Origin of the sequence: Selenomonas sp. KH1T6, from assembly GCF_900108415.1 — a bacterium.
GTDB classification, from domain to species: domain Bacteria; phylum Bacillota; class Negativicutes; order Selenomonadales; family Selenomonadaceae; genus Selenomonas_B; species Selenomonas_B ruminantium_A.
Window position 1 is genome coordinate 1 of the sequence record NZ_FNWN01000006.1, and the last position, 26,267, is coordinate 26,267.

22 protein-coding genes and 1 pseudogene are annotated in these 26,267 nt (G+C 50.5%); 6 read left to right on the top strand and 17 right to left on the bottom strand.

Annotation, left to right across the window (positions count from 1 at the left end; genetic code table 11):
• Positions 1-15 precede the first annotated feature (15 nt).
• The 8 genes and pseudogenes from BLW59_RS05455 to BLW59_RS05485 form a co-directional block, all read right to left on the bottom strand.
• Positions 16-1,377, bottom strand: coding sequence for a transposase (locus BLW59_RS05455; RefSeq protein ID WP_074696597.1), 1,362 nt, complete (start codon positions 1,375-1,377; stop codon positions 16-18).
• Positions 1,378-1,634: 257 nt separating this feature from the next.
• Positions 1,635-3,050 (bottom strand): hypothetical protein, encoded by a 1,416-nt coding sequence (locus BLW59_RS05460; RefSeq protein ID WP_139283556.1) that lies wholly within the window; start codon positions 3,048-3,050, stop codon positions 1,635-1,637.
• Between the two features lie 21 nt (positions 3,051-3,071).
• Entirely contained in the window at positions 3,072-3,335 is a 264-nt protein-coding gene (locus tag BLW59_RS18105) for an HPr family phosphocarrier protein (RefSeq protein WP_413778180.1), read from the bottom strand.
• A gap of 600 nt (positions 3,336-3,935) precedes the next feature.
• Positions 3,936-4,034 (bottom strand): annotated as a pseudogene (locus tag BLW59_RS18110) (DUF3944 domain-containing protein); the annotation flags it as partial.
• A 176-nt stretch (positions 4,035-4,210) separates the two neighbouring features.
• Complete coding sequence (locus BLW59_RS05470) at positions 4,211-4,441, bottom strand: helix-turn-helix domain-containing protein (RefSeq protein WP_074696833.1); 231 nt, start codon at positions 4,439-4,441, stop codon at positions 4,211-4,213.
• A 356-nt stretch (positions 4,442-4,797) separates the two neighbouring features.
• On the bottom strand, positions 4,798-5,760 hold the full coding sequence (locus BLW59_RS17695) for a hypothetical protein (protein WP_074696835.1): 963 nt from the start codon (positions 5,758-5,760) through the stop codon (positions 4,798-4,800).
• A gap of 12 nt (positions 5,761-5,772) precedes the next feature.
• On the bottom strand, positions 5,773-6,237 hold the full coding sequence (locus BLW59_RS05480; protein ID WP_074696837.1) for a DUF4869 domain-containing protein: 465 nt from the start codon (positions 6,235-6,237) through the stop codon (positions 5,773-5,775).
• A gap of 108 nt (positions 6,238-6,345) precedes the next feature.
• Positions 6,346-7,704, bottom strand: a complete 1,359-nt coding sequence (locus BLW59_RS05485) for a serine/threonine protein kinase (RefSeq protein ID WP_074696839.1) — start codon at positions 7,702-7,704, stop codon at positions 6,346-6,348.
• A gap of 68 nt (positions 7,705-7,772) precedes the next feature.
• Here BLW59_RS05485 and BLW59_RS05490 point away from each other — a divergent pair, with 68 nt between their 5' ends.
• The 3 genes from BLW59_RS05490 (at position 7,773) to BLW59_RS05500 (ending at position 9,488) form a co-directional block, all read left to right on the top strand.
• A complete protein-coding gene (locus BLW59_RS05490; protein ID WP_074696841.1) occupies positions 7,773-8,201 on the top strand; it encodes a hypothetical protein in 429 nt (142 codons plus the stop codon).
• A gap of 62 nt (positions 8,202-8,263) precedes the next feature.
• Positions 8,264-8,917 carry an HAD family hydrolase gene (locus tag BLW59_RS05495; RefSeq protein WP_074696844.1) on the top strand — a complete coding sequence of 218 codons (654 nt, stop codon included), beginning with the start codon at positions 8,264-8,266 and terminating at the stop codon, positions 8,915-8,917.
• Positions 8,918-8,981: 64 nt separating this feature from the next.
• Positions 8,982-9,488, top strand: coding sequence for a hypothetical protein (locus BLW59_RS05500; RefSeq protein ID WP_029545877.1), 507 nt, complete (start codon positions 8,982-8,984; stop codon positions 9,486-9,488).
• Between the two features lie 55 nt (positions 9,489-9,543).
• On the opposite strand, the gene BLW59_RS05505 is transcribed toward BLW59_RS05500, so the two are convergent.
• The 4 genes from BLW59_RS05505 to BLW59_RS05520 all read right to left on the bottom strand — a co-directional run bounded on the left by BLW59_RS05505 (position 9,544) and on the right by BLW59_RS05520 (position 16,978).
• Positions 9,544-10,689: a mannitol-1-phosphate 5-dehydrogenase gene (locus BLW59_RS05505; protein WP_074696846.1), complete on the bottom strand. Its 1,146-nt coding sequence runs from the start codon at positions 10,687-10,689 to the stop codon at positions 9,544-9,546.
• 232 nt (positions 10,690-10,921) lie between these two features.
• A complete protein-coding gene (locus BLW59_RS05510; protein WP_074696848.1) occupies positions 10,922-12,784 on the bottom strand; it encodes a PTS mannitol transporter subunit IICBA in 1,863 nt (620 codons plus the stop codon).
• Positions 12,785-12,798: 14 nt separating this feature from the next.
• Positions 12,799-14,922: a BglG family transcription antiterminator gene (locus BLW59_RS05515; protein WP_074696850.1), complete on the bottom strand. Its 2,124-nt coding sequence runs from the start codon at positions 14,920-14,922 to the stop codon at positions 12,799-12,801.
• A gap of 190 nt (positions 14,923-15,112) precedes the next feature.
• Complete coding sequence (locus BLW59_RS05520) at positions 15,113-16,978, bottom strand: diguanylate cyclase (protein WP_074696852.1); 1,866 nt, start codon at positions 16,976-16,978, stop codon at positions 15,113-15,115.
• 311 nt (positions 16,979-17,289) lie between these two features.
• Here BLW59_RS05520 and BLW59_RS05525 point away from each other — a divergent pair, with 311 nt between their 5' ends.
• Complete coding sequence (locus BLW59_RS05525; RefSeq protein WP_081348403.1) at positions 17,290-18,564, top strand: glucosaminidase domain-containing protein; 1,275 nt, start codon at positions 17,290-17,292, stop codon at positions 18,562-18,564.
• 56 nt (positions 18,565-18,620) lie between these two features.
• Here the strand turns inward: BLW59_RS05525 and BLW59_RS05530 are convergent, their stop codons facing one another.
• The 4 genes from BLW59_RS05530 to BLW59_RS05545 all read right to left on the bottom strand — a co-directional run bounded on the left by BLW59_RS05530 (position 18,621) and on the right by BLW59_RS05545 (position 23,679).
• A complete protein-coding gene (locus tag BLW59_RS05530; RefSeq protein WP_074696855.1) occupies positions 18,621-19,646 on the bottom strand; it encodes a LacI family DNA-binding transcriptional regulator in 1,026 nt (341 codons plus the stop codon).
• Between the two features lie 108 nt (positions 19,647-19,754).
• Positions 19,755-21,254 (bottom strand): UDP-glucose--hexose-1-phosphate uridylyltransferase, encoded by a 1,500-nt coding sequence (gene galT / locus BLW59_RS05535; RefSeq protein ID WP_074696858.1) that lies wholly within the window; start codon positions 21,252-21,254, stop codon positions 19,755-19,757.
• Between the two features lie 202 nt (positions 21,255-21,456).
• The gene (galE, locus tag BLW59_RS05540) at positions 21,457-22,446 is read right to left on the bottom strand and encodes a UDP-glucose 4-epimerase GalE (protein ID WP_029545897.1); all 990 of its coding nucleotides are present in this window, start codon (positions 22,444-22,446) and stop codon (positions 21,457-21,459) included.
• Between the two features lie 54 nt (positions 22,447-22,500).
• The gene (locus BLW59_RS05545) at positions 22,501-23,679 is read right to left on the bottom strand and encodes a galactokinase (RefSeq protein WP_074696859.1); all 1,179 of its coding nucleotides are present in this window, start codon (positions 23,677-23,679) and stop codon (positions 22,501-22,503) included.
• A gap of 419 nt (positions 23,680-24,098) precedes the next feature.
• On the opposite strand from BLW59_RS05545, the gene BLW59_RS05550 reads away from it, so the two are divergent.
• Together BLW59_RS05550 and BLW59_RS05555 are read left to right on the top strand one after the other, a co-directional pair.
• A complete protein-coding gene (locus tag BLW59_RS05550) occupies positions 24,099-24,653 on the top strand; it encodes a LemA family protein (protein WP_029545902.1) in 555 nt (184 codons plus the stop codon).
• Complete coding sequence (locus BLW59_RS05555) at positions 24,650-25,564, top strand: TPM domain-containing protein (protein WP_139283557.1); 915 nt, start codon at positions 24,650-24,652, stop codon at positions 25,562-25,564. Before BLW59_RS05550 ends, BLW59_RS05555 begins: the two co-directional genes overlap by 4 nt.
• A gap of 286 nt (positions 25,565-25,850) precedes the next feature.
• Here BLW59_RS05555 and BLW59_RS05560 read toward each other — a convergent pair whose 3' ends face one another.
• Positions 25,851-26,057 (bottom strand): hypothetical protein, encoded by a 207-nt coding sequence (locus BLW59_RS05560; RefSeq protein WP_074696860.1) that lies wholly within the window; start codon positions 26,055-26,057, stop codon positions 25,851-25,853.
• Between the last annotated feature and the right edge of the window lie 210 nt (positions 26,058-26,267).

Here is a 26,267-nt window from a genome sequence, read left to right on the forward strand (position 1 = left end):
CACCAGTTTACAACTTTAAGCCGCATTATTCCAATGCTTGACCACATCACGCAATACGCTAAGAACATCGGCTGAATTTATGGTATTTGATGCCTCATCAGCTAACCTGCTCAAAAATAGCTCATCCTGAATTTGTTTGCTGATGGCCATTCGTACCTCTTGCGGGCTGCATTCCTTGAACCTTGCAAATCGAGTGTCTACATACGGCAGCAGCCGCATGGAGGCATGAGCCATACAAATCAAATTCAGCAGGCGCTCAATGCCACATCTGCGGCGCAGCATGTACCGCCCCAATGACCAGAACGTCTTGTGTTCGTAGTAACCCACCTCTATGTTCCAACGAATGCTATAAAGGCTCAAAGGCAGAAATTCCCTGTCCGTATCTCCGACAGTGGTATTTGGGTCATCAGTATGTGAGGCACACCCAAACCTTATTTCGGATGGCTCTGCCGTGCAGATAAATAAGCGCCTGGCACCAGATTCAGAAACTGTCACATATGCATGTACTGTGATGTCACCCAAAATTTTGGTCTTGACACAGCGATGCCCCACCTTGAACTTGCCCCTGGAGTATGTGCAAGCGAAGTCATCCAGCGATAACTGGGCACCTCTCTTGCAGGGGCGTCCTCTTTTCCCTGTGCGTGCTGGTGGCAAATCGTAAATGGCCGTATCAACCCGTACGTTGCATATTATGTCGGCGTTCTCATGCGAAAGGATTCTGCTGATGAATTTCTTTTTCGGGTACCAGCTATCACAGAGCACGACTATGTGCTTGCCTTCAAGATCCCTCATTACTGCATCTATGGCATCGGCAGCCATTTCAAGTTTGGTCTTCTCCTTTGTCCACAGACAGTAGACGACAGGCACATGAAGATAATGTATGCCGCCGGAGCATCCACCCTTCATATCTTTGTCTACCGGAACACTGAGCATAAGACTTACGAAGCAATGGCCATTGACGTAGGCACTGCCTGTATGCATGGCATGGTCGAACAACTTTGAGACAAAATCAAAGCACTGCCCAGCTTTGGCAACGATGGTATCGTCAACGCTCAGGAACAGCGGCGCATCTGCCAAGTCGGAAGGTATGGCTGACAGAGCCCTGCGGATAGTATGACTGACCCAGGAAGAGTCATCCACCGTGCATGTCTTTAAGGCTCGATAGTAGCTGTTCAGAGAACCTGGCATCAGCGAAAGATGGAACCTTCTATGCATCCAGCGTATCGAGGGGATGGATTCAAATGCAAGCATGGCAAGTACGATGCCACAAAGCAGGCTACGCATGGGGCGGGTAGCTTCATGGAAGTATGCCGCAAAATGCTCATTCAAGGCAGATACCATAGACATCAGGTTGAGATTGCTGTATAATGACTTCATCGCGCGAACCTCCTTTGCGTAGATGGGGTGTGGTAATTTCATCTTACACTAAAGGAGTGATTTGCGCGATATTTTTTTCAATCAGAAAAGTTGTAAAGTGGTGTCTATCATGATACGCCCATATTAATAGAACCAACAGACATATTACTGCAATAAAATATATCTCCCTGTTCACAGCGACAAGTAAAACATCAAACACCATTACGTCTACTATGATATTTGTACGCGAATAATATTCAAACCTTTATTAGAACAAGTCACGTTGTTTCGAGAACATTTCTTAATCCTTGAGATAATTCATATGAACTAGGAAGTTTAACTTTAGGACGTTTAGCAACTATAGGTATAGTATTTCTTTCAATCATTCCGTATGCATAATTGCAACGATTATTTGATGCATACATATCTTTCAACTTATCTCCATTGACATCATCTTTTAACTTGTCCGCAACTTCTTCTGCCTCTTTTTCGCTAAGAAGATAATTCTTGGCAATCTCTTGAAATTCAGATTCAATAATTTTTATCATATCTTTAGCATCATCTTCAATAAGTTTATCTGTTATGGTTTTTGATACCTTACCCGCAGCACTTCCTCCTGCAAATGCACCTGCTAAACCTCCCAAAAGACCTCCAATTGCTGTCCCTGGCCCTGGAAAAATAGATCCCATAGCTGCACCAGCTGCAGCACCAGCCCCCCAACCACCAATACCACCTGCCACTCCTGCGCCAGTATTTATAACATTCTTAAAGAGTTGTGCTGCCGATATTCTACCACGAAATATATCAGCCACATCTACTGCAGATAACACAAGAACAGTTGCTACACCTGTTACTGCATTACCTCTAAGCAACTTCGATGCACTTTTCATAGCAGCAGCACCATAAATATTAGTTCCACTTCTAAAAGCATTAACGAGCAATGCAGATGCCTTAGGCCCCATCAATGAAACAATAGCTTCTGAACTTCCTACCAACAATGTGTTTAAACCTGCCTTTGTAAGCTGACCACTAATAACCGCACCAGCAAAAGCTATACCTCCTACTTTTATTCCTGCTTCTACCGCATCTGTAAGTGCATCTTCAAATGATTTTCCTTTCCAAATATTTGCAGCAAATGTAATTGCAACTGAAATCCCCCCACTATATGTTGCAATTACCATGCCATTAACAGCATCATATGTCAGCGATTCAACAGTTCCTGCTTTAGCAATATTTTTTGCTTGTTCATATGTAAAACGACCTTTGCGAACCACATCTTTAGCATTAGCCACACCTTTAATTTGACCACGATCAATTCTATTCTGCATTGCCTTTACCGCATCATCATATTTGTCAGCGGGGACTTCTATCTGCATAGGAGATCCATCATTGTTATAATATCTAAAATTTCCATTCTCAAAACATTCTTGAATACACTTTGCTCCAGAATTACAATATTTACTCTGTATATTCGCACCATTCACAATTCTATCCGCACCATTTTTAGTATTATCACCACCTATTATTTTAGCATCATTTCCTGTAAGTTTATCATACAAATTGTTAGCACTTTCAGCCGCAAAACCATGTCCACGTTCCCCATGAAACTTTTCCTCAACATAATTATTAACCGCATTCAATTCTATGCCATTTACTATTCCGGGTAAATCTTTCTCTTTATATTTATCACTCACAACACCCATCTCCTTTATTATCTAATACATATCTTCTTCCCCAAATCTGCTATTAATTAAATCAGTTAATGCTTTTACAGCTTCATACGCGTCTCCTCCCTTTGCAATAAATTTCAATTCTGTTCCCTTAACCAGTCCTAGCGACACAACAAAAAGATAGCTCTTTGCATCTATAGTTTTACCTTTTGCACATATTTTAATCTCACTTACATATTTACTTGCAGTTTGTACAATGGCACTTGCAGGTCGTCTGTGTATACCAGCCTTATTTTGGACTACAACAATCGATTCTACTTGAAAATTCCTGTTATATTTTGCACGAATATACGATATATGAACTACTGCTGGAATGACCACACTATACGAAGGACTTATCTCGTTTAACATATTACTTATGTGTGTAATTATTCCGCAGGGAACCATTCCTAGATGATTCATTTTTAATCGACGTGATTCTGCTGTATACATAGCCGCCATTAATGCAATTTTATAATATGCTAATTCATCTCCTCTTACCATAAATCTTATTATATCAGCCAATCCTCCCTTCGTCACCAATGTTTTGCTTATACCTAATCCGTAGGCAAGTTCTTTCATTTCTTTTGAATCCATAACAGACAGCAAGTCTAACATCATCTTCTTAATAACATGCCTTTCAATTTCTGATGCTTCTTCTTTTTTCGAATAATTTATCCCAAATCTTTCACATATATCACAAAGCTCTTCCTTATATAATATTCCCCTACCAAAGCGTATAATCGTAGCTACCTTATTGGCTCCTACGCGCTGAATCTCTGCAGCAATATCTTTCCAATATGTTCTTGGATATTGGGGATTATTTTTATAACCATCAGAATCAGTAAGCTTTTCTTCCATTCGCAAATCCCCATATTCATTACGAATCAAATATTCAACTAATATATTTAGTTCATCATTACTAGCAAATGCAAGAATCTCTAAATCTTTATCCTCTCTATACGTCATTTTTCTCTCCTATCACATCAATGCTCGTACCTAATATTCTGCATGTTGCATTACCTGCTTGCTGTGAATTATTCTACCTCAGTAATATTATTTTATGGCAATACAAAGAAATTTCTGACTTCTCGTTATTGCAAATCGACTTTGCTATTCGGTATATTTTTTAGCAACAAGCTCGCTCACTTCCTGCTAAAATCCCAAAGTGACTTCTCATCCACCCCCAGGATCTCTGCCGCCATGATAATCTTGTCCACCGATAGAATCTTTGAGCCGCGTTCTACTTGGGACAGGTAGTTGCTCGTAATCTCCAGCTGCTCGGCCAGCTCTATCTGCGTCATAGAGCGTGCTTTGCGATAGTAGCATATATTCAGCCCCAGCATGGCTTTCTTCTCGTCAATAGTTGCTGCCATCTGCCTATCCCTCCCTTTCTAAATATTATAAAACATTTCGATTTTTCATGTTGTGACTTTCAGATATAAAAATATCACTCACAGTATCAATTTTCATTTCCGGGAAATTTTTGCCCACTTCTCCTCAGTAGTTGTGTTCTCCCATAGTACCACATACTCTCCCATTTTCGGTGTCCTGCCAGGACACAGTTCAAAACTTCAGACAATAACTCCACAATCGCAAAAAAATAGCCACTCCGAAGAGCAGCTACACACGCTTAAATAAAATATGCATATTTTCGACCACCTTATGCAAGGTCAATATATTTACTTAATACATGAAGGTGAATGACACTATAACAGACTGTTTTCATTTACTATTCTGGCCTTATCTGTTCTGGCAGTTCAGCAACAATTCGTTTACATGCCCCTTCAGTCTTATATGCTTCTGCCAGTTTTGACTTCCCATACCGATAAATCGTCCCCTGTGTAACACTCATAAGGTACGATGTATAGAATTCCTCCCAACTAAAATATTCCTTGCTGTCAGCAAATTCATACGTTGCTTCCAAAATATCTGCTGGCACATCTATTATGCCAGATTTTAATAGTACATATTCAAACGACTCAGGTGCAAAGATAACACATTTCCTATCACTTGCTTCCAAATATCTGACTATCTTTCCTATTTCCGAGCCGAAATCAGCACCGTCGACAATTGCCAGAACATCATCCATCCCATTAATGCGTATGAGATCATATATCCTGCTCTTGCCACCGGCTGATTTACAGATATTTCCGTATATCAAACAAAAACATTCATATCCAGAATTTGAATCCTCTGTAACAACCACCTTTGGCTTTACGCTCTTAGATAAATCAAAGTTATACAAATTATACATTTCATTGTATACTTTTTTAAAAGATTTATACTTAGAGGAACTTGATGCATTTCTAAGTCCATATATCTCATTTACACTATAAGGCAATTGCTGCAAGTCTTCTCTTGTCACAATAACAAAATAATTATCAGAACCGCGAACCATTTCTGCAAATCTCTGTTTTCCTATAAATGTTGCAGTTTCATCTATAAAAATTACATGTTTGCTTAATCTGCTAAGCCTTAATTCCCAATCAACTGATGTCAACACTGTACAACTGACTCCACATTTCAGCGTTATCCCTGAAGATGCTCCATTCTGCTCATATTCACTTATGAGCCTGATAAGCTCAGTCTTCCCAGTTGCGCTATGCCCCTGCAGTATAGTTATGTTTCGCTTTATTGTAAGGAAGTAATGAACACGATTGTTGTATATCTCAATTTCATACTTGCCTGTCATGTTATACCTCTCTTAGAGCAAACCATTATCAAGAACAGCTTCTACAAGGTCTTTCCTATTATGTACTACTCGATTAAGATTAACAATTTCAATATCAAATATCTCGTTGCCAAAGTCCATAAGATAACCTAGGCGTATAGTTAGGTCTCTTCCTTCAGTTTCCAGCCTGTCTGCTATCTTCAGTATCCATTTGGCACAGTTATCTCCACAAGCAGATGCATTGAATATATGTTCACTGTCATTATTCATCAAAATCAAAGTTTTAACACCGCCAGAAAGCCTTTCTGTTGGTATTGAACCTAAAAACGGACTATCTATAACACGGGGGCCTATTACCTCCGAACCATCTATATCCCTTATCATCTGGATACTCAACTCATCTGTAATCCATTCATCCTCGTATGTATTATTAAAAAAAGCATCTGGATTAAAGATATAATTATCAGATTCCAACTTTCCATAAAGAATCTTCAACATTTATAGACCCCCAGCTTTTTCATCAAAATATGTCTCCTACAATAACTAAATTTACATATTAATTGTAACACAGTTACTCAAATTTTGCTGTAGGCAAAACATCCGGCCTCACCTCTCCAAATAAAACTGGAAATTCCAGTACATAGACGTCCCCCCTACATCCTCCAGCCGCACTCCCATATTACAGAGCCTGCCGCGTATGTTTCTGCCACCCAGGGGGATGGCTATATCACGGGCTGCGCCGGAGGGTATGGTGGGGAGAGTCTGGCTGGCGACCTCTCTATCGTAAGTTATTTCTAATCTTGGGAAAACAAAATCTGCGGCGGATTCGTTCTCTATGTGCAGGGTGAGCGTCCATTCATCAGGGAAAGTTCTGCTCTCCTCATTGCCTGCCCAATTTTGCCAGATGGATGCTGGTATGCCAAGTCCTTCTTCAAAAGGACTGCCGTTCAGGTAGAAGGTGCATTGTGATCTCTGCAGGAAGGGGTAGGTGAAAGATGGCGGGTCTTTTTCCTTTGGATGTTCGGCAGGACTTTCCTTTACCATCGGATTCCCTGGTTCCTTTTCCATCGGTTCTGGCTCCGGCAGGGAAGGACTGTCTGCTGTGACAGGCTGTGCGGCTTCATCTTCTTTCTGACTGTCTTCCACCACAACGACCTCCTGCACAGGCGACATTTCCTCAGCAGCCTTCTGCTGCCACCAAAATATCGGCAGCAGGATTGCCAGCCCCAGAGCTGCCGCTGCTGTCTTTCGCTGCAGTGCCCTGCCCCTCTGCCTGCGGCTCAGATCTGCCATTATTTCCTCTGCGCAGCCATAACGGTCAGCAGGGTCAAGGGCCGTGCATCTGGCGATTATTACCTTTAGCACGCCCCGGTAATCCTTGCCCAGCATTCTCTGCAGGGTCACCCCCAAGGAATATATGTCGCTTCTGGCATCGGTCTGACCGAAGCCATACTGCTCCGGGGGTGCATAGCCTTTGGTGCCCAGAGATTCTGTATCGCTGGTGCCGCCTTCCTTCGTCTGGCGGGCTATGCCGAAGTCGATGAGCTTTACCTGCCCGGTTTTCGTCAGCATGATATTGGCAGGCTTGATATCCCTGTGGATGATCTCTACATCATGCAAATGACCCAAACAGGTACACAGCTCTTTCAGTATATACAGGGCCAGCTTTTCCTCCAGGCAGCGTTCCTGCTCCAGTTTCTCAGCCAGCGTGCTGCCCTCAATATATTCCTCTATAACCCAAAGCTTCCCATCCAGTTCCACCAAACGGTAGATTTCCGGCAGGTGGGGATTTTTCATGTCCTTCAGCTTTTCGTAGACAGCTTTGGCAGCCAGCCCTCTTTGCTTCAACAGGCAGACACGCTTGCCAAGCTTATCATATATAAGCCAGTTGGCACTGCCCCCACTGGTTTCCAACTTGTCCACTGGTTCGTAAAGGCTGCCTAAAGCCAGCTCCCATCTTTCCATGATAACCTTGCCTTTCCCCGCACAATACACTATGATGATTCTAGCAGAAAGGAAAGGTGTGGGCAATTATGTACGAAAAAGAAACAGAAGAACTCTTTTCCCAACTGAAGGAGGACGCAGACATCAGCCGCTTCCTGTCTGAGAACGAAGGAGAAATGGCCAAGCCGCTCCACGTTTATCTGGAAAACCTGCTTGTCCAAAAACAGCTCAACAAGAGGGAAGTGGTGCAGGCTTCCCTTCTGGAAAGAACCTATGCCTACCATATTTTCTCTGGCGACAAGAAAAATCCCTCCCGACCCAAGCTGCTGGCTCTGGCTATGGCCATGCACCTCAGCCTGTCGGAAACGCAATATCTCCTGCGCTATGCAGGGCTGGGACTTCTCTATCCACGTCACCCCTGGGATTCGGTCATCATATCCGCTTTGGAACGCGGCCTTTCTGTAAAGGATGCCAACGACCTGCTTTACAGCCTGGGAGAAAAGGACATGCTGGGATAATCTCATTTGCCAAACGTGATATACTGTTGAAATAGCTATTACTTTCTTTGAAGGAGCATAACATGAAAAGATATTCCCTCTACCTCTTTGACTTCGACCTGACCCTGGTGGACACCAGAGACGTCATCGTCAAATGCTTCCACAAAACCATGGCGAGCATGGGCTTTCCCAGGAACAATGACAGAACACTTGCCAGGCTCATTGGCCTGCCTATGAAAGAGGCCGTGGGCATTGCTCTGAACACTCAGGACGAAGAGCTGATTGACCGCTTCTGCCAGATTTATACCGGCATTGCCGACAAATATATGACCGCCGGCACCCACTTTTATACGGAGTCCCTGCCCGCCCTCAGTAAACTGAAAGCGCAGGGGGCAAAAATCGGCATTGTGTCCAGCAAGACTGCCAGCCGCATTGAAGAAAGGCTCAAACTCTCCCAATGCCAAGACCTGATTGACCATGTGATAGGCTGTCACGAGGTGGCTGCCCACAAGCCAGACCCGGAGGGGCTGCTGAAGGCTTTGGCATATTTCGGCGTGCCCAAGGAAGACACCCTCTACACGGGGGACCATCTGGTGGATGCCCAGGCCGCCCAGGCAGCAGGGGTGGATTTTGCGGCGGTGCTGACGGGAAATACCAGTGGCTATGCCTTCCAAGAATTCCCCCATAGGGTTATTGTGCCCCATGTGGGATATATTCCCCATATTCTCAGAAAATAAGTTAAGCAATCCTCCTTTTCCTACGATATATCAACTAGAGATATCTTCGGAAAGGAGGATTTTCATGAATATCAACTGGCCCAATCTCAAAGCTGCGGCCTCGGCTTCCGGCAACGTGCTGAATATGCCGGGCAGCAAAGAAGAAATGAAGGACTTCAAGGCCCTTTTCGCCAGCCAGCTCACACAGATGTGGCAGGATTACCGGGAAACGGGACTGACTGCCAGCGAACAGGCCCTGAAGGCTGCCGGAGGTGAGGAAGCCCTTCAGGCCAAGAAGGATCTGGAGGAAAGCGGCTCCTCCCTCTTCACCAAGGATGAGAACACCGCCGAAGAGAACAAGGCAGCCAAAAAGATGAGCACCGACACGGAAATCATCAGGAAGTATATGCCGGACGGCTCCTTCCTGGTCCTTACCTACCAGGACGGGAAAATCATCGACCAGCACCGCACCAAGCCCATCATGGTGGAAAAGCCAGACCTTTCACGGCCCACCATCATCAAGAATAATGGTCAGGAAGAGTACCAGACTAAGATGGTACCACAGAAGCCACTGTTTGGCGATATAGCGTAAAAGCAGGCATAGGAAGTCACGAAGCTTCCTATGCCTGCTTTATGTTTGTTATCCTTTAAAATCCTGCTGCTTTGTTCTCCACCAGCCTCAAAAGTTCCGAATCCTCGGGGATTTCCGTGAGCTTGATAATGGCCTTGTGAAGGCCTTCGCTCTGAATGGTTTCCTGCACCTCGCAGGCTTCTTTATCTTCCTGATAGTCAAAGTGCAGGGCGGCACCGATGACATCAGCCAGAGCGCTGGGTTTGCGCCCTTCAGACATAAGCTGCAGGGCGGGGCTTACCAGACGGTCTTTCCTGCCCAGCTTGCGCTTGGGACCTCTGGCCACTCTTGTGACGGCGTCGGAGAGATGGGGGTTGTGGAAACGGCGCTCCGTGGTTGCCACATACTCGGCATGCTTCTGGGGGTCGAAGCCGAACTTCTGCACCAGCAGGCTCCCCGTCTCTGCCCAGACCTTCCTGGCCTGCTCCACGATTTCTTCGTCCTGCATGGCGCTGTAGATGTCCGTGATGCCCTTGCGGTAGGCCAGATAGGCGATAGAGGCATGGCCGGTGTTGACAGTAAAGAGTTTGCGCTCGATATAGGCCTCAAGGTTGTCCACCCAGGTCAGTCCCTCAATCCGGGGCAACTCTCCCTTGGCCCCCTTGGCGTTCACATCCCACTCCGCATAGGGCTCCACCTTCACCAGCAGGGGCTCCTCATTTTTCTGCAAGGGCACGATGCGGTCCACGGCAGCATCCGGGAAGCCAATGAGATCCTCCACCTCTGCCTTCAGCTCCTCAGGCAGATGCTCATAGACAAAGCCCTTCAGCACCGTGGAGCCCCCCACCATGTTCTCGCAGGCGATGATGTTCAGAGGCTGCTTGTTAGTTTTAAGCCTTTCAGCAAGGCCCTTGGCAATGTTGGGCGCAATGAACTTGAGGATATTGGGGCCAATGGCGGTGGTGACGATATCCGCTTCGGCAATGGCCTGGAAAAGCTCCTCCGGATGCTCATTGCTGTTGATGGCCCGGACATGCTCCACGTGGATTTTCCGGGGCTCCTCCCCTACTACTTCAATGTTGTAAGCTCTTTTCTCGTTGATAAGGTCCACCAGTTCCTTGTTCACATCTACAAAAGCCACTTCATAGCCGGAGCGCACCAAAAGCTCACCGATAAAACCGCGGCCAATATTTCCTGCCCCAAAATGCACTGCTTTTTTCATTGTCAAAACCTCCGTATATACCTGGCCAAACCAGCCATCATCAGATAAAAGTTAAATCCCAAAAACATTACCGAACCCAAGACCACTGACCCAAACCACAAAACTCGTCCTGCGCTGATATGTCCCAAGTTCAAATCCTCCATAATTCGCAAGAAAAAGTCCCTCCCGCCAAAAGACTGCCATAGAGCAGTTTTTGACGAAAAGGGACATTCATCAATCAAATATCAATTTATCAGGTAGTAACGAACATGCTGTAGAGCTTCTCAGGATCGTCGGTGGTGTAGAGCTCTTCCAGTTCTTCATCGCTGCACTCGTCCATGGTGGAGGCGATGCCTGCCAGGATGGAGAGATGGTCATTGTCCTTGCCGGCGATGCCCACGATGATGTGAGCTGTATCCTTGCCGAACTTCACGCCCTCAGGATACTGTTGCACCACGATGCCGGAGCGGTGGATGGATTCCTTCACAGCGTTCTCGCCGTGGGGGATGGCGATGCCCTTGCCTACATAGGTGCTGATGTCCTCCTCACGGCGGAGCATGCCCTCTACATAGTCATGGTCCACACAGCCTGCAGCTACCAGAGCTTCGCCTGCGGAGCGGATAGCCTCTTCCTTGCTGACGCTCTTGAGGCCCAGCTTCACATCTTTCAGTTCCAACAGGCTGGCCTCAGCCGTCTGCACAGCGCCCCCCTGCAGGCGGGCCATGATCTGTTCGAAGACATCGTTCTGGGTGAAGTTGCTCACCAAAATATGCTCAGCCTGGGGCGCATCCTCACGGGCACGCTCAGCCAGTTTCTCATGAGTCACCACGATCTGGGCATCTTTGGGGATATTGCCGATGGCGAAGTTGGCCACGGTGATGCCCTCTACGCCAGCCTTCTTCAGCTTCTTGCGCAGGGAAGCGGCCCCCAGGGCGCTGGAGCCCATGCCTGCATCGCAGGCGTAGACGATGGTGCGAAGCTCGCTGCCCACAATCTGTGGCTGGGGAACAACCTTGCCACGATTCTTCATGCTCTTCATCTCAGCCTGAGCCTTTTCCAGATCCTCGGCCCCTTCCTCAGCAGAAGCCTTCACGAAGACGGAAGCCACAGCGCAGGAAACGCAGGTGGAAACGATAACATCAGCTATATTGGCCAGGAAAGCGCCTTTCGGAGTCATGGCCAGAACTGCCAGAATGGAACCGGGAGAGGAGGGAGCAATGAGGCCGCCTCCCAGGAGATTCAGAGTGAAGACACCTGCCATGCCGCCGGCGATAACAGCCAGCAGCAGCACGGGCTTCATGAGCACATAGGGGAAGTAAATCTCATGGATGCCTCCCAGGAAGTGGATGATGATGGCGCCGGGAGTGGATTCCTTGGCTGCGCCCTTGCCGAAGAACCAATAAGCCAGCAGGATGCCCAAGCCAGGGCCGGGATTTGCTTCCAGCAGGAAGAACATGGACTTGCCGAATTCCTCAGCCTGCTGGATGCCCAAGGGGCTCAGCACCCCGTGGTTGATGGCGTTGTTCAGGAAGAGGATCTTGGCAGGCTCGATGATGATGGAGGCCAGGGGCAGCAGACCCACGCCCACAATGCCCTCAACTCCTGCCCTAAGCACGCCGTTGGCAGCCAGCACTACAGGGCCCACAGCTACGAAAGCCAGCACTGAAAGGATGCCGCCAATGATGCCGGCGGAGAAATTGTTCACCAGCATCTCAAAGCCTGTGGGAATCTTGTCCTCGATGAAGGCGTCAAACTTCTTGATGACAAAGCCCCCCAGCGGGCCCATGATCATAGCTCCCAGGAACATGGGAATGTCTGCACCGGCGATGACGCCTGAGGTGGCAATGGCCCCCAGCACGCCGCCGCGATGACCGTAGACAGCCGCACCACCACTGTAGCCCAGCAGCAGGGGAATGAGCCACTTGCTCATAGGCCCGCCCACCTGGGCCAGGTATTCATTGGGCAGCCAGCCCGTGGGAATAAAGAGGGCCGTGAGCAGGCCCCAGGCTATGAAGGCACCGATATTGGGCAGCACCATGCCGGACAGGAAACGTCCGAATTTCTGCATGGCTTCCTGAAAGCCGCCACTGGCAGCCGTTGCTGCGTTTGTGCTCATAAGTCAAACCTCCATTAACTATCTATCAATTCTCGACTCTTTTCCTCATAGAATTCCTTGAAGATACGGATAAGCTCCCCGTGGATATGCCTTTCGTCTCCCTCGTGGAGCACTTCCAGCAGTCCCCATCTTTCCAGCAGGATGGAGGAAAGATGGCCGATGGTCTCCAGCTCATAGCAGGAGCAGGACTCCGGCGCCAGCAACACGATGGCGGTGCGGATCTTCTCCCCCGGCTCTGCGGGATAGAGGAAATACTCCCCCAGGTGCACGATGCCCAGCCGCAGGCTTTCCACCGCCTTGCTTCTGCAATGTAGCATAATCATGTGGCTGCCCAGGATGGCAGTGCTGCCCTGATCCTCACGGGCCAGCAGGGCCTTTTCTATTTCCTTTGCCTGTGCATGGTCTTCCGCGACCCGCTTGCCGATGGCAGCGGCTGCTTCCTGTACGGTCATAGCCTTCTGCTCATCCAGGAAAAAGAAATTATCCAGCAGGATCAGGATGGCTCCGCTATAGACGGATAGCACCCGCAGGGCAGACTGGAAATCCACCTGCACCTTCTTCTGAGCCTTCTTTTCCACCTGCTTCTCGCCAATGAGGCGCACGGCCTCGTCGATCTCCCGGCGGTCAGCCTCTGTCAGCAGGGCATTCACTGTCACCACCGGCAGCGGCACCTCAGGCACCGGCACAGTGGAGATAATGAAGTCTGCCTTGTGCAGCTCGAAATAGCCGGGCGCCAGCTGCAGGGCAGCCGCCTGATCCACGATAACCAGGCTTTCGGCATAATACTTCTTCAGCTGGCCCGCCAATAGGCGACTGGTGCCCATGCCCGTGGGGCAGGCCACGATGACTCTCGCGGTGAGCTTTTCCAAAAGATTGGTGCCCATAAGGGCGGCAGAAAGATGCATGGCGATGTAGGCAATCTCCGCTTCGGGAAATTCCAGTTCCAGTTCCTTTTCCACTTCCCGGACACTGTATCTGGCCAGCTCCATAAGCTCAGGGAACTTTTCCTTCATTTCCGAAAGCAAGGGATTCCTGATGGCCATATGCAGCTCCATGCGGCTGATGGAAGGGCCCAGATGATTAACCAGCCCTGCCAGCAGTTCGCCATTGCGGTAAAGGGGCTCACCGCTCCTTTCCTCTGCAGCCTTCATAATGGACTTGGAAAGACGCACCAGATGGAAGTTGTCCAGCACCGTGCCCGCCATGCTTTCTTCCTGATAGCGGCTGCGGGCGCCTAAGAGATGCATGGCGATATAGCCAACTTCATCTTCGCTGACGGTGAGGCCGAACTCCCCGCTGATGGCCTCTCCCATGCGGGAAGCCACAGCAAATTCCTGCTTCTTGCTAAGTTTTTCCAGATACTCCTGCTGCAGGTCGATGCGCTCCCCCTTGCGGAGGCGCTGCACAGCCAGGGCCAGGTGTACCAGCACGCCGATGAAAGCCTGGTCCGACAGGCGCCGTTCCATCTCCCTTTCGGCTTTTCTGATGATTATTTCTAACGAATGGATTATTTCCTTATCTACCAGGTCCAGCAGATAGGCCCCCGCCCGGCTGGCATGCCGTGCGCTTTCTTCCTCCTGCAGGCTCTCCTGTACAAGTTCCAAAAGTTCTTCTTCTGTGACGTGATCGTAGATGAAAGCTACGATAGCCTGACGAATCCTTCTCTCTTCCCCTGCCACGTAGACGCCCAGCCCGGGCTTCCTTATTAGCTTCAGGCCGTGTCCCTTAAACCAGCCCTCTAGCTTATCAAGGTCATTGCTGACGGTGCTGTCCGTCACGCCCAGCAGGGAGGAAAGATAGAAGAGTTTCACAGGCTCGCTTTCCGGCAGGAGGCGGCTGACGATGATAGAAAGCCTCTCCTCCGGGGTGTAGTTGTGATTTTTCACCTTCCCAAGTTTTGCCAGGAGCTCCTCCAGTGCTTCGGGACTTCCCGCCAGCCTGAGGCCTGCTCCCTTTTTCTTTTCCAGGCGAAGGTTCCGGCTGAAAGATGCCAGGAACTCCTCGGCCTCCGGCAGGTCACGGGTCACGGTCTTGGCGCTGACCCGGAGCCTGTCGGCTACTTCCCCCACCGGCAGGTAGGCCTTGGCCTCTGCCAGCAGGGAAAGGATAGATGCTGTGCGTTCTTTGATAGCTATCATGGCTGCCTCCTATGATCACTCAGAAGCAATCTCTACTTGCAAGTCTTTCCTCTTGCTTTCGATGAATTCATTATAGATTGAGCATGAATTTAAAGCAAGCGGAAGAAATACGCCTTTGTCCACTTCCAAACAGGACAAAATTAAAGGGAGTTGCAAACACTTGGCTGCAGCGTCTGCGACTCCCTGAAATTCATGCCTCTTTGTTCTTTCTTGCTGTCTCCTTCCGGCCTGCTTTCTTGGGCTTGTCTTCCGCCCCGGCCTCCTTTTTGGCAGCCTTCTTCTTTGGCACCCACTTCAGCCCCGTTTCGTCCAAGGCCGTCGTGCAATCCTTGCCCTTCTTGCGCTTGGCCATATGGAGGGCCTTGTCTGCCCGCTTGAAGACATCTGTCTCATCATCCTCCTGGCCGGACACCGTCAGCCCCAGGCTGACAGTGAGTTTTTCACCCCCGGCGACAATCTCCAGGCTGCTTATCTCCTGCCTGATTTCCTCAGCCAGGGCATAGGCCTTTTCCACCGTGGTGCCAATGAGGATGGCGAAGAACTCATCGCCGCCCCAGCGGCCTGGACTGTCTACCTTCCTCATCTTGGAGCGGAGAATGGCAGCCACCTGCTGCAGGATCTGATCTCCCACGTCATGCCCATATTTATCGTTGAGGGCCTTGAAATCATCCATATCCAGCATGATGACAGCCAGCTGCTGGCCAGAGGACTGGACATAGGACAGGCCTTTCTTGATGGCCTTTTCCATCTCATTCCTGTTCATGAGATTGGTGAACCAGTCGGTAGTGGCAAGATTCTTCAGCCGCGCCGTGGTCTTCTCTGTCTCATAGGACATGGCATTGACGAAATACACCAAATGACGCATGATGCTGGTTTGGCTGGTGAGCTGGCGTTCCTCTCCCAGCTCCTCATACTCCCGGGGCTCTCCAGCCTCACCTTCACGCAGGCATACAACAGCCAGATTCATATTGGCCAGCACCAGTTCCTTGCCCTTGCGCACGAATTCTCCATAGCCATAGAAGCCAAAGTCTGGTGCCACACCCCGGCAGGCTTCCAGCTCAAAGGCCACATCATGCTGCAGCAGCAGCCAGCGGGCCACACAGGAAATAATGAAGATGCCCTGGGGCTGGAAAGCCTGGATTTCCTTTCTCAGAACCCGGGCATACTTGATGATGCCCTCCGGATCGCCATAAGTCAGGCGCACCTGCTCCCCCAGGCGGAAATCCGCACCAAAAACCAAAGCACCATCGCTCCGGGCACTGCGGGGATGCCGGGCCATCATTTCCCCGTCACGCTGGGCACAGATGGGGAAAGTAAGGGCATCCCAGAAGAGATTATCGCTATTGTGGATATCCAGATATTTCTCATAGACCTCCACGGCAGGCCGCCGGTCTATTTCCTGCACAATATAGGGCGTCTCCAGTTTCGTGATGGTCATGGCCCGTCCCAAAGGACGCCAGCCGAAACTGTAGAAAGTATCCACATGCAGGTTCTCGCCGGAGTATATCACCAGGGCCAGCCCCGAAGAAAAAGAGCCATCCGTCAGGAAAAACTTTCCCTTGGTACCCATCCGCCCCTCATCGGAAATCCCGCCGAAAAACTTGATTTCCGGGCTGCACTTGCTGGCCTCTGCCAGAAAATCAGTGATATCCAGGGTCACATCGGAAAGCAGCACCCACACGGCCTTGGGGTGCTCTATCTCATCCAGTCGGGCAAGCAGTTTCTGCCCCATTTCCTTGGGAGTCATCTTGTCAGCGGGCATCCCCAGGATTTCCACCTGGGCACTTTCAAAAGCAGAAAAACCCACGAGAATCCCGTCACAGGCCACGCTGCCCTCCATCACCGCTTCCGCCGCCATGCAGGCCAGGATTTCCGCATTGGGAAAATCCCTGTGGAGCCGCCGCATGATGACTTCCGTGCTCTCCTCATCACGCTCTGTGCCAAAGACGGAAATCATGAGCTGGCTGACCTTCATCTCCCCCAGGGCCACCCGCACTTCCCACTGCATGGCCAGGTAATCCGCTTCCTCATGTATAAGATATGGCATCTGCTTCATAATGTATCCCACCCTAAGAATGCCATCGAATGCGAAATAACGAAAAATGCTGACTCTTATGTCTATTATTTTATCACAACAATCCCTTCACAGGCAACAGAACTACTAGAATACAATATACAAACAAGAGGAAATGGCGTAGAATATAACGAGTACAAGATGTCCCCCACTTCTATAAGTGGGGGCGGCAAACTACTAACAGGCGGCGAGTTAATATCTCCCGCCTCGTTGAAACACCAAGAGGAAGATTTGTCTTCGACAAATCTGGAACAACGGTGTTATAAACATGACATTGGAAAGGATGATGCTCCATGAACAAAAAAATCAAGCATATGGCAGCAGGCCTCATGTGCCTCATGATGCTGCCCAGCATTGCCGCCTGTGCCAAGGACGCTGCCCCCGCCTACAGGGAAAGCGTCCTGCCCGCCCAGAACCTGACGCTTTCCCGGCCTGTTTTCCCGGAAAAGCTCCCCGGCAAAGTGAATGCCAAAGCCCTTAAAGCCGTGCATTTCCGCCTGGCTCCCGCTTACACTGAACCCCTGACGGAAGCCCTGGCCAATGCCTCCAGCATCACTATACAGGGAGAAGCCGAAGCTACCCGTGAGCAGATGACAGCCTTCATCAAGAAGCGCAACCCCAGCCCCAAGCTCACCTGCTCCGTAGAGGAAATCGTGGATGCCTACTACACGGAAGCCGGACGTGAAGGCATCCGTCCTGACATTGCCCTTTGCCAGTCCCTGAAGGAAACTGGCTTCTTCGCCTACGGCGGCGACGTGCTTCCCCAGCAAAACAACTTCTGCGGTCTTGGGGCCACTGGCAACAAGGTAAAAGGCGCCAGCTTCCCTAACGCTGTCACCGGCGTCCGGGCCCATATCCAGCACCTCCTGGCCTACACCAGCACCACCCGGCCCAAGGTGCAGATAGTAGATCCCCGCTATGAACTCCTGATTCAGAGCCGCCCGGACCTCTACGGCAAGATCAAATACTGGACGGGACTCAACGGCAACTGGGCCGTTCCAGGCACCACCTACGGAGAGGATATCCTGAACCTCTGGCAGCAGGCCCAGGCCCCTGATGGCAGCGATATCTCCCTGCAGGCTGCCGAAAAGAAGCTCGCCGACAAAAAAGACGCCTCTGCCTATATCTACCGGGGCATAGTCTACAACAAGCGCGGTGACTCGGAGAAAGCTTTGTCAGACTTCGCCTCCGCCCTGAAACTTGACGGCAAAAGCACCGCCGCCAGATACAATCTCGCCCTGGCCCAGACAGCCCAGGGGCAAACCGATGAGGCTCTCAAAACCTACAACCAGCTTGTCAAGGACACCCCCACCCTCCCCCAGAGCTGGTACAACCGCGGCCTGATGCTCTTGAAAGCGGGCAAGCACAAGGATGCCGCCAAAGACTTTGAAAAAGTCCTGGAGCTCATTCCCCAGCAGGCCGATGCCTGCAGCAACCTGGCCCTCTGCCGTGTGGCGCAAGGGAAATATGACGAGGCCTGGAAACTCTTGCACAGGGCAGCAGAAATCAACAACACCAATATGACCGTACTGGCCAATCAGTATATATTTGAGGCTTGTGTGGAATAATTACAAAAAACAAGGGCTTCCGAAGCTAAAAACTTCGGAAGCCCTTGCTACATTTTTCAGGCTTTAGCCTCTGCCACTGACTCGCGCTGGATCAGCATATTGCCCAGCACGATTTTCTTGCTCCTGCCGTAGCGGATCTTCTCCACCACCAGGGCAGCGGCGCTCTCCCCCAGCTGGAACATATTCTGATCCATGGTGGTGAGCTTGGGAGCCACATAACGGGAAAGGGATATGTTATCAAAGCCCATGATGGAAATATCCTCTGGCACAGAAAGTTCCAAAGCCTTGCAGGCGTTCAGCGCCCCCACTGCCATCAAGTCATTGCAGCAGCAAACCGCCGTAGGCCTGACTTCAGGCAGCCTGGCCAGCAGGTAGTCAGCCGTATTGTCCACCGTGTCAACGCTGTTGCCTGCACCTATGTCCAGGATAAGGTTTTCATCCAGACAGCCCTGTTCCTCCATGAAGTTTCTGTAGACCTTTTCCTTCACCTCGTAGGAATCGGAATGGCTGCCCCGCACCAGCAGGATCCGCTCATGCCCCAGTTTCCTGAGGCTGGTCAGGGCCGTCCTCATGCCTCCTGCCTCGTCATTGCTGACATAGGAAGCCCCCTCTATCTGATGGTAACCATTGATGAAGACCAGAGGAGTGCGCTCTGCCAGACGCTGGTAAAAGTCCTCCTGCATATTGCTGGTATTTGGACTGATGACGATAAGCCCCGCCACATTGCGAGCCACCAGAGCCCTGATGCAGGCCTGCTCCTGCTCCGGGTCATTCTGGGCGCAATTTAGAAGCAGTGAGTATTTATCCTTCCTCACCGTGGCCTCAATGCCGTCAATAACTTCTGCAAAGAACATATTGTATAGACTGGGCACCACCACGCCGATGGTGGTGGAACGCCTCTGGTTCAGCTCCCTGGCCTGCACATTGGGCACATAGTGGAGCTTTTCAATGGCAGCAGATACCGCCACTTTGGTCTCCGGCTTCACGGGATAGTTGCCATTCACCACCCGGGACACGGTAGCCACAGACACCCCGGCTTCCTTCGCCACATCCACAATGGTGGCGTTTTTCTTTCCCATCATATAGAACACCCTTCCTTAGAGAGTTTCAACGTTTTCTTTTCTACTAGCATAGCAGTAAATAAAAGAAAAGACAATACGGGGTGAGCCGTGTTGTCTTTTCTTCAAAAATCATTTTACTGCTGCCACAAAACGGTCAAAGGCGGCCATGCCTTCCTCTGTGCGTTTGTAAACACCAGCGTGGGTCAGCACCTTCTCAAAGACCTTGCCGATTTCCCGCTGGAGGATCTTTTCCGTTTCCTCAGCCTTCACGGCAGGATACTTGCTGCGGAGCTTCCTGTACCAGTCAGCATGGCTCCTGACTTCCTCAATACCAGAAATATCCTCCGTGCCTTTGGCCAGTTCCTCGCCAACCTGCTTCATTTCACTCTTCAGGCGGGCAGGCAGCACCGCCAGTCCCATGACCTCGATAAGGCCGATATTTTCCTTCTTGATATGGTGCACCTCCGCATGGGGATGGAACAAGCCCAGAGGGTGCTCCTCCGTAGTGCGGTTGTTCCTGAGCACCAGGTCAAGCTCGTAGAGACTGCCTCTGCGGCGGGCAATGGGGGTCACCGTGTTGTGGGGATTGCCCTCTGTCTCAGCCAAAATCTCTGCCTTCTCATCGCTGTAGCCCCTCCAGGCCAGCTGGATCTTGTCAGCCAGTTCTATAAGTTCCTCACGGTCTTCACCACGGAGGCGTATGGTGGACATAGGCCACTTCACCCGCCCAGCTTCAATATTTTCGAAGCCCTCAAACTTATAGTGCTTCTCGATGGGAGCCTTGGCCATGGCGAAGTCGTACCGCCCTCCCTGATAGTGGTCATGAGAGAGAATGGAGCCACCCACAATGGGCAGGTCAGCATTGGACCCCACGAAATAATGGGGGAAGATGGTGACAAAATCCAGCAGGTTCTCAAAGCTGCGGCGGGAAATCTTCATGGGCACATGCTTGCGGTTCAGCACAATGCAATGCTCATTATAATAAGTGTAAGGGGAATACTGCAGGAACCAGCGGTGCCCGGAAAGCCTCAGAGGGATAAGGCGGTGCGTCTCACGGGCCGGGTGCCCGGCATGGCCTGCAAAGCCCTCATTCTCACGGCACAGCAGGCACTTGGGGTAACTGGTGGATTTCACCAGCTTGGCCTTGGCAATATCCCTAGGATCTTTCTCTGGTTTGGAAAGGTTGATGGTGATGTCCAAATCGCCATACTCAGTGGGGGTCTTCCACTGGAGATTCTTGGCAATCCTGTCGCTTCTGATGTAATTGGAGGCGCGGCTCATTTTGTAGAACCTGTCAGTAGCCGCCTTGGGGCTGCGGGCATAGTCGCTATGGAATCGGCGGATAACCTCAGACGGACGGGGCATGACGCAGTCCATGAGACGGGTGTCGAAAAGGTCGCGCTCATTCACCGTGTCCTCAATCAGCCCCTGCTCCACAGCGTAGTCCAGCATGTTTTCCAGGATAGGCATGGGAGAAGCCAGCTCCTCTGCCATTTCCTCCGGCTCAAACTCCGAGAGTCTAAGCACATCCACCAGACGGTTGGCACTATAGTAGAAATCCTCTGCATTCATCAGTTCCTGCTGCACAGCAAAATTCAGCAGGCGGTTTATTTCGTAGTTAATGGACATCTATGGTCTTCCTTCCCAAATTGAGTATGCCTTATCCTGCCCCATTGAGTGAAGGGCACAGGCATAGCATAAGCGTAACGTTCGGAATTTTACCATGAATCTTAGCGAATCAAGCCCACAGGGCGCAGATGAGCTTAGATTCCTTGGTAAAATTCCGAGTGAAGCGTTGCTATGCCTGTGCCCTGAACGCCTTAGCAAGTTATTACTTCTCGTACCCTTCCGGATGCTTCTGATGCCAGTTCCATGCAGTGCCGATGACCTGCTTCACATCGGTGAACTTCGGCTGCCAGCCCAGGATCTTGCGAGCCTTCTCGCTGGAAGCAATGAGCTGGGCCGGGTCACCAGCACGGCGGGCCCCCATTTCCACCTTGATATCAAGGCCCGTGGCTTCCTTGGCTGCCTCAATCATTTCCTTCACAGAGAACCCCTGGCCATTGCCCAGATTGAAGATATTGCTCTCGCCGCCCTTGCGCAGATAATCGAGCGCCAGCACATGGGCATCTGCCAGGTCGATGACGTGGATGTAGTCCCGCAGGCAAGTGCCATCCGGAGTGTCATAATCATCGCCGAACACAGTGATATGGTCGCGCTTGCCCAAAGGAACCTGGAGAATCAGGGGAATCAGATGGGTCTCCGGATGATGGTCCTCGCCGATGGAACCATCCGGCAGAGCACCAGCTGCATTGAAGTAACGCAAAGAAACAAAGCGGATGCCGTCAGCCTTGCTAACCCACTTCATCATGCGCTCCATGGTGCGCTTGGTCTCGCCGTAGGTATTAGTGGGGTTGGTCTCATCATCTTCCATGATGGGCACCCGCTTGGGCTCGCCGTACACAGCCGCCGTGGAGGAGAAAACAATCTTGTCCACCCCATGGCGCACCATAGCTTCCAACAGCACCTGCATACCGTAGACATTGTTGTTGAAATACTTCAGGGGCTTCTCCATGCTCTCCCCCACCAGGGAATTGGCAGCGAAGTGGATAACCGCCTCAATCTTGTTTTCCGTGAAAATCTTGTCCAGCACCGCAGCCTCGCGGATATCCCCCTCATAGAATTTTGCGGCAGGATTCACTGCATCCAGGTGCCCAGTCTGGAGGTTGTCCACGATGACAACTTCCTCTCCCTTCTCCACCAACTGATGGACAGCATGAGAACCGATATAGCCTGCACCACCGCAAACCAGAATAGCCATGTTAAAAACTCCCTTCAATATTAAATCTTAACGGCTATAATATTATAACACGATTCAGTTCAGCTTATGCGTTCCATCAGCGATATTAGCCACATAGAAGCTAGGCTTATACCCTATCTTCTTCTCATAACCATCCTCGACGTTCTTCTTGAATGCCTCGATGCACTCATCCTTCACCAAGCTAACGGTGCATCCGCCGAAGCCTGCCCCGGTCATACGGGAGCCAATCACACCCTCCTGCTCCCAGGCCAGCTCTGCCAGAGTGTCAAGCTCCACTCCCGTAACATCGTAATCATCACGAAGGGAAACATGGCTCATATCCATGAGCTCGCCAAAGCGCTGCACATCATCAGCCTCCAAAGCCTGCACAGCCTCCATGGTACGCTGGTTCTCATAGACCGCATGGCGGGCCCGCTGGCGCTCCACATGGTCGGAAATATGCCCGGCCAGCTTGTCATACTCAAGATTGGTCATTTCACCCAGGGTTGCCAGCTCAGGGCGCACTTCCTTCAGCTCATTCAGGGCATGCTCGCACTGGGCACGGCGCACATTATAAGCAGAAGATGCCAGCGAGTGGGGCTTGTTGGTATTAGTGATGACAATGCTGGCACCATCCAGAGCAAGCTTGCTATAACGGTACTCAAGGGTGCTGCAGTCAAGGAGAATTGCGCAATCCTTCTTGCCCATGCCCACGGCAAACTGATCCATGATGCCGCAGTTCACTCCTACGAAGGTGTTCTCAGCCTTCTGGCTCAGCTTCACCATCTCCACCATATCCAGGCCAAAGCAAAAAGCATCATTCAGAATCACTGCTGTCAGCACTTCCAGAGAAGCGGAGGAAGAAAGGCCGGAGCCATTGGGCAGGGTGCCATAAATGAGGATATCGAAGCCATGAGCGCATTTATGCCCTGCATCCTCGAAAACCTTTACCACTCCCATGGGGTAATTAGCCCACCCTTTGTCCTTGTCATACGCAAGGCCTGACATCTCAAACTCGATAATGCCCGCCCCTTCCTGATTCATAGAGTAGATACGGGTCATATCATCTGCGCGGTCAGCCACCAAAGCGTAGGTGCCCAGGGAAATGGCACAGGGGAAAACATGCCCGCCGTTGTAGTCCGTATGCTCGCCAATCAGGTTAACCCGGCCCGGAGAAAAGAACGCCCTAGTCTCAGCCTTGCCAAACTTCTCCTCAAAAACCTTTTTCATATCTGCCAGAATCTCTTGTGCCATGACATTTCCTCCCGCTTTATCGTAAACGTTTTCCTGTTTGCTTTAAAATATAGTGCAAGCCAAAACTGTCCGAACTTGCACTGTATTTTCTCTTGTTGCATATAAGTTTACTACCGATTTACTTCTTTGTCAATGACTTTTTGTAAACGTTTTCCATAAAATCTCCCTCCTAAGACGAAGGCTAAAAACGTCCCCTCTTTGCCCATGATAGAAGGGACAAGGCAGAAGCATCCACTCACATCAATTCGTTATTTTTCCTAACCTCCAGCAGGAATATCGGCACTGATGACGAATGTTGGAAAATCAGGGTGTGTATATTCTGGTTGACGAGGGTAGAAATTTCTGAGGAGATTCATCTTGGCCGATAATCATTACACCTGTCCTTGTGGGGACGGGTATTTTTTGTTTAGGGGGAACACATGAAAAATTTAGCAATAATCCCGCTTGTTCTGGCCCTTATCATGGTCTTCAGCGGCATCGGCTTGTACAATTCCGTAAAAAGTGCCAAAATCGAAGTAGATACCCAATACGGGCAAGTGGAAAACCAAATCCAACGGCGGGCGGATCTGATTCCCAATCTGGTGAACACCGTCAAGGGCTATATGCAATATGAGGAAAAGGTCCTGACTGAGGTAACAGCAGCCCGGGCCAAAGTGGCAGGTGCCGCCTCGCCAGAGGAAATGGCAGTGGCAGACCAGGAGCTTACTGGAGCCCTTGGCAGGCTGCTGGCTGTGGTGGAAAATTATCCCACTCTGAAGTCAGATGCTCATTTCACAGAACTTATGCGGGAAATTGCCGGTTCAGAGAACCGCATTGCCGTGGCCAGGCGCGACTACAACAACGCTGTCCGTGAGTACAATATCACCGTCAGCACCTTCCCTGGCAATATCTTTGCAGGCATGATGGGCTATGGTCCTCTTGCCCCCTTTGCAGCTGACGAGGCGGCGCACAGCGTGCCCCAGGTGGCATTTTGAAGGGGCCGGCAGCCGCCCTGCTGGTCATTGCTACGGTCATGGCCTGCTTCGCTTACCTGATCTTCGACGAGGAGGACAACGCACTCTCCCCCCTTCCCTCAGCTCCCACCCAGGATATCTATGTAGCCGATTTTGCAGACATGATAGGTACTGAGGAGCGCCAGAAAATGCTCTCTATCGGGCAGGACCTTGACAGCCGCTTCGGGGCACAGCTGGTAGTGGCAACTGTCTACAGCCTGGAGGGTGAGTCCATCGAAAACTATGCCAACCAACTGTTTCGCAGCTGGGGCATCGGCAGCGCCGAAAAAAATAACGGCGTACTGCTGCTTATTGCCAAAGATGACCGTAAGTTCCGCGTAGAAGTGGGCTACGGGCTGGAGGGAGCCATCACCGATGGTTATGCCGGTGAAGTACTGGACGGCATGAAAGGAAAATTCCGTGAAGACAAGTATTCCGCCGGCACCCTGGAAGCTTACCAGAAACTTGCTGCAAAAATTTATGCCAGCTACGGGGCAGCGCCACCGGAGAGCGTGACTACCCCCCCGCCAGCTCCTGCAGTGACGGAAAGTGCAGCCGAAGAAGAAGAAACCACCTGGTGGGAAGATATCCTGTACTGCGGCATCTTCCTCATCCTGGTGGTGGTGGTAGCGTTCCTGTTTTACGGCGTTTTGGGGCCGCTGGTAAGCATGGTGGTGCTCTTTGCCATCAGCCTCTTTATCTACCTCCTCAGCGTACTGCTCTACGTCGTCACCCTGGGCCATTGGGGCAGCCTGGAATGGAGCTCTGTGTCAGATAGTGATGACGACGACCACAGCAATGGAGGCAGCTGGTGGAGCGGTGGTTCCGGCGGCAGCTCAGGCGGCTACGGCGGCGGCAGCTCAGGCGGCGGCGGCTCCTCGGGCGGCTGGTAACAATAGAATAGACGCCCCACAAAATAACCCCCTCGGAAATCTCCTTCCGAGGGGGTTGCTGGTTTGAAGCAAAGGCTCTATTCACTTCACGTCTGCCTCCTGCATACCATGGCGCACAAGAGGCCAAACCCGGTGCGATTTACACCGATGACCATTAGGGTTCAGAATGATCTCCATTTTCTCCCGTACCAAGAACATGCAGCCTTCCATTCTTGTCCTATGACAGGTTTACGCACATGTGAATCCTGGTCTGCAATGAGCAGCCTTGCTAAGGATTGCCAGCGTCTCACAGGGCATGGTCAATCATAAAATGAAGAGCCAGATTGACGATGCCCACTATCATACTGACTCTCTCCAAATTTTCTTTCATCTTGAGATTCCACGCATACTCCTCAGACCCTTCCTCACATTTCTGGCAGCGATGGCGAAACACCAGGGCCGCCACCAAAGCCACCCAGAAGACGACAACGAGAAATTTGTGTAAAAACAGCATAAAACTCTCCTCCTCAGATATTCGTAATGCCCCCTTAGAATATAGTATCATAATATTCTGCCTCTTGTCGATAAAAAGACAGGCTCCACCTGCTAAGGAACTGTGCCAATAATCACTTCATCCTGCGCATATTGGAGCGATTATTTTCGCACATTTCCTTGGCAAATTTTCCCATAGCCCGACAGGAAAATTACCTCACCAGCTAGAAGT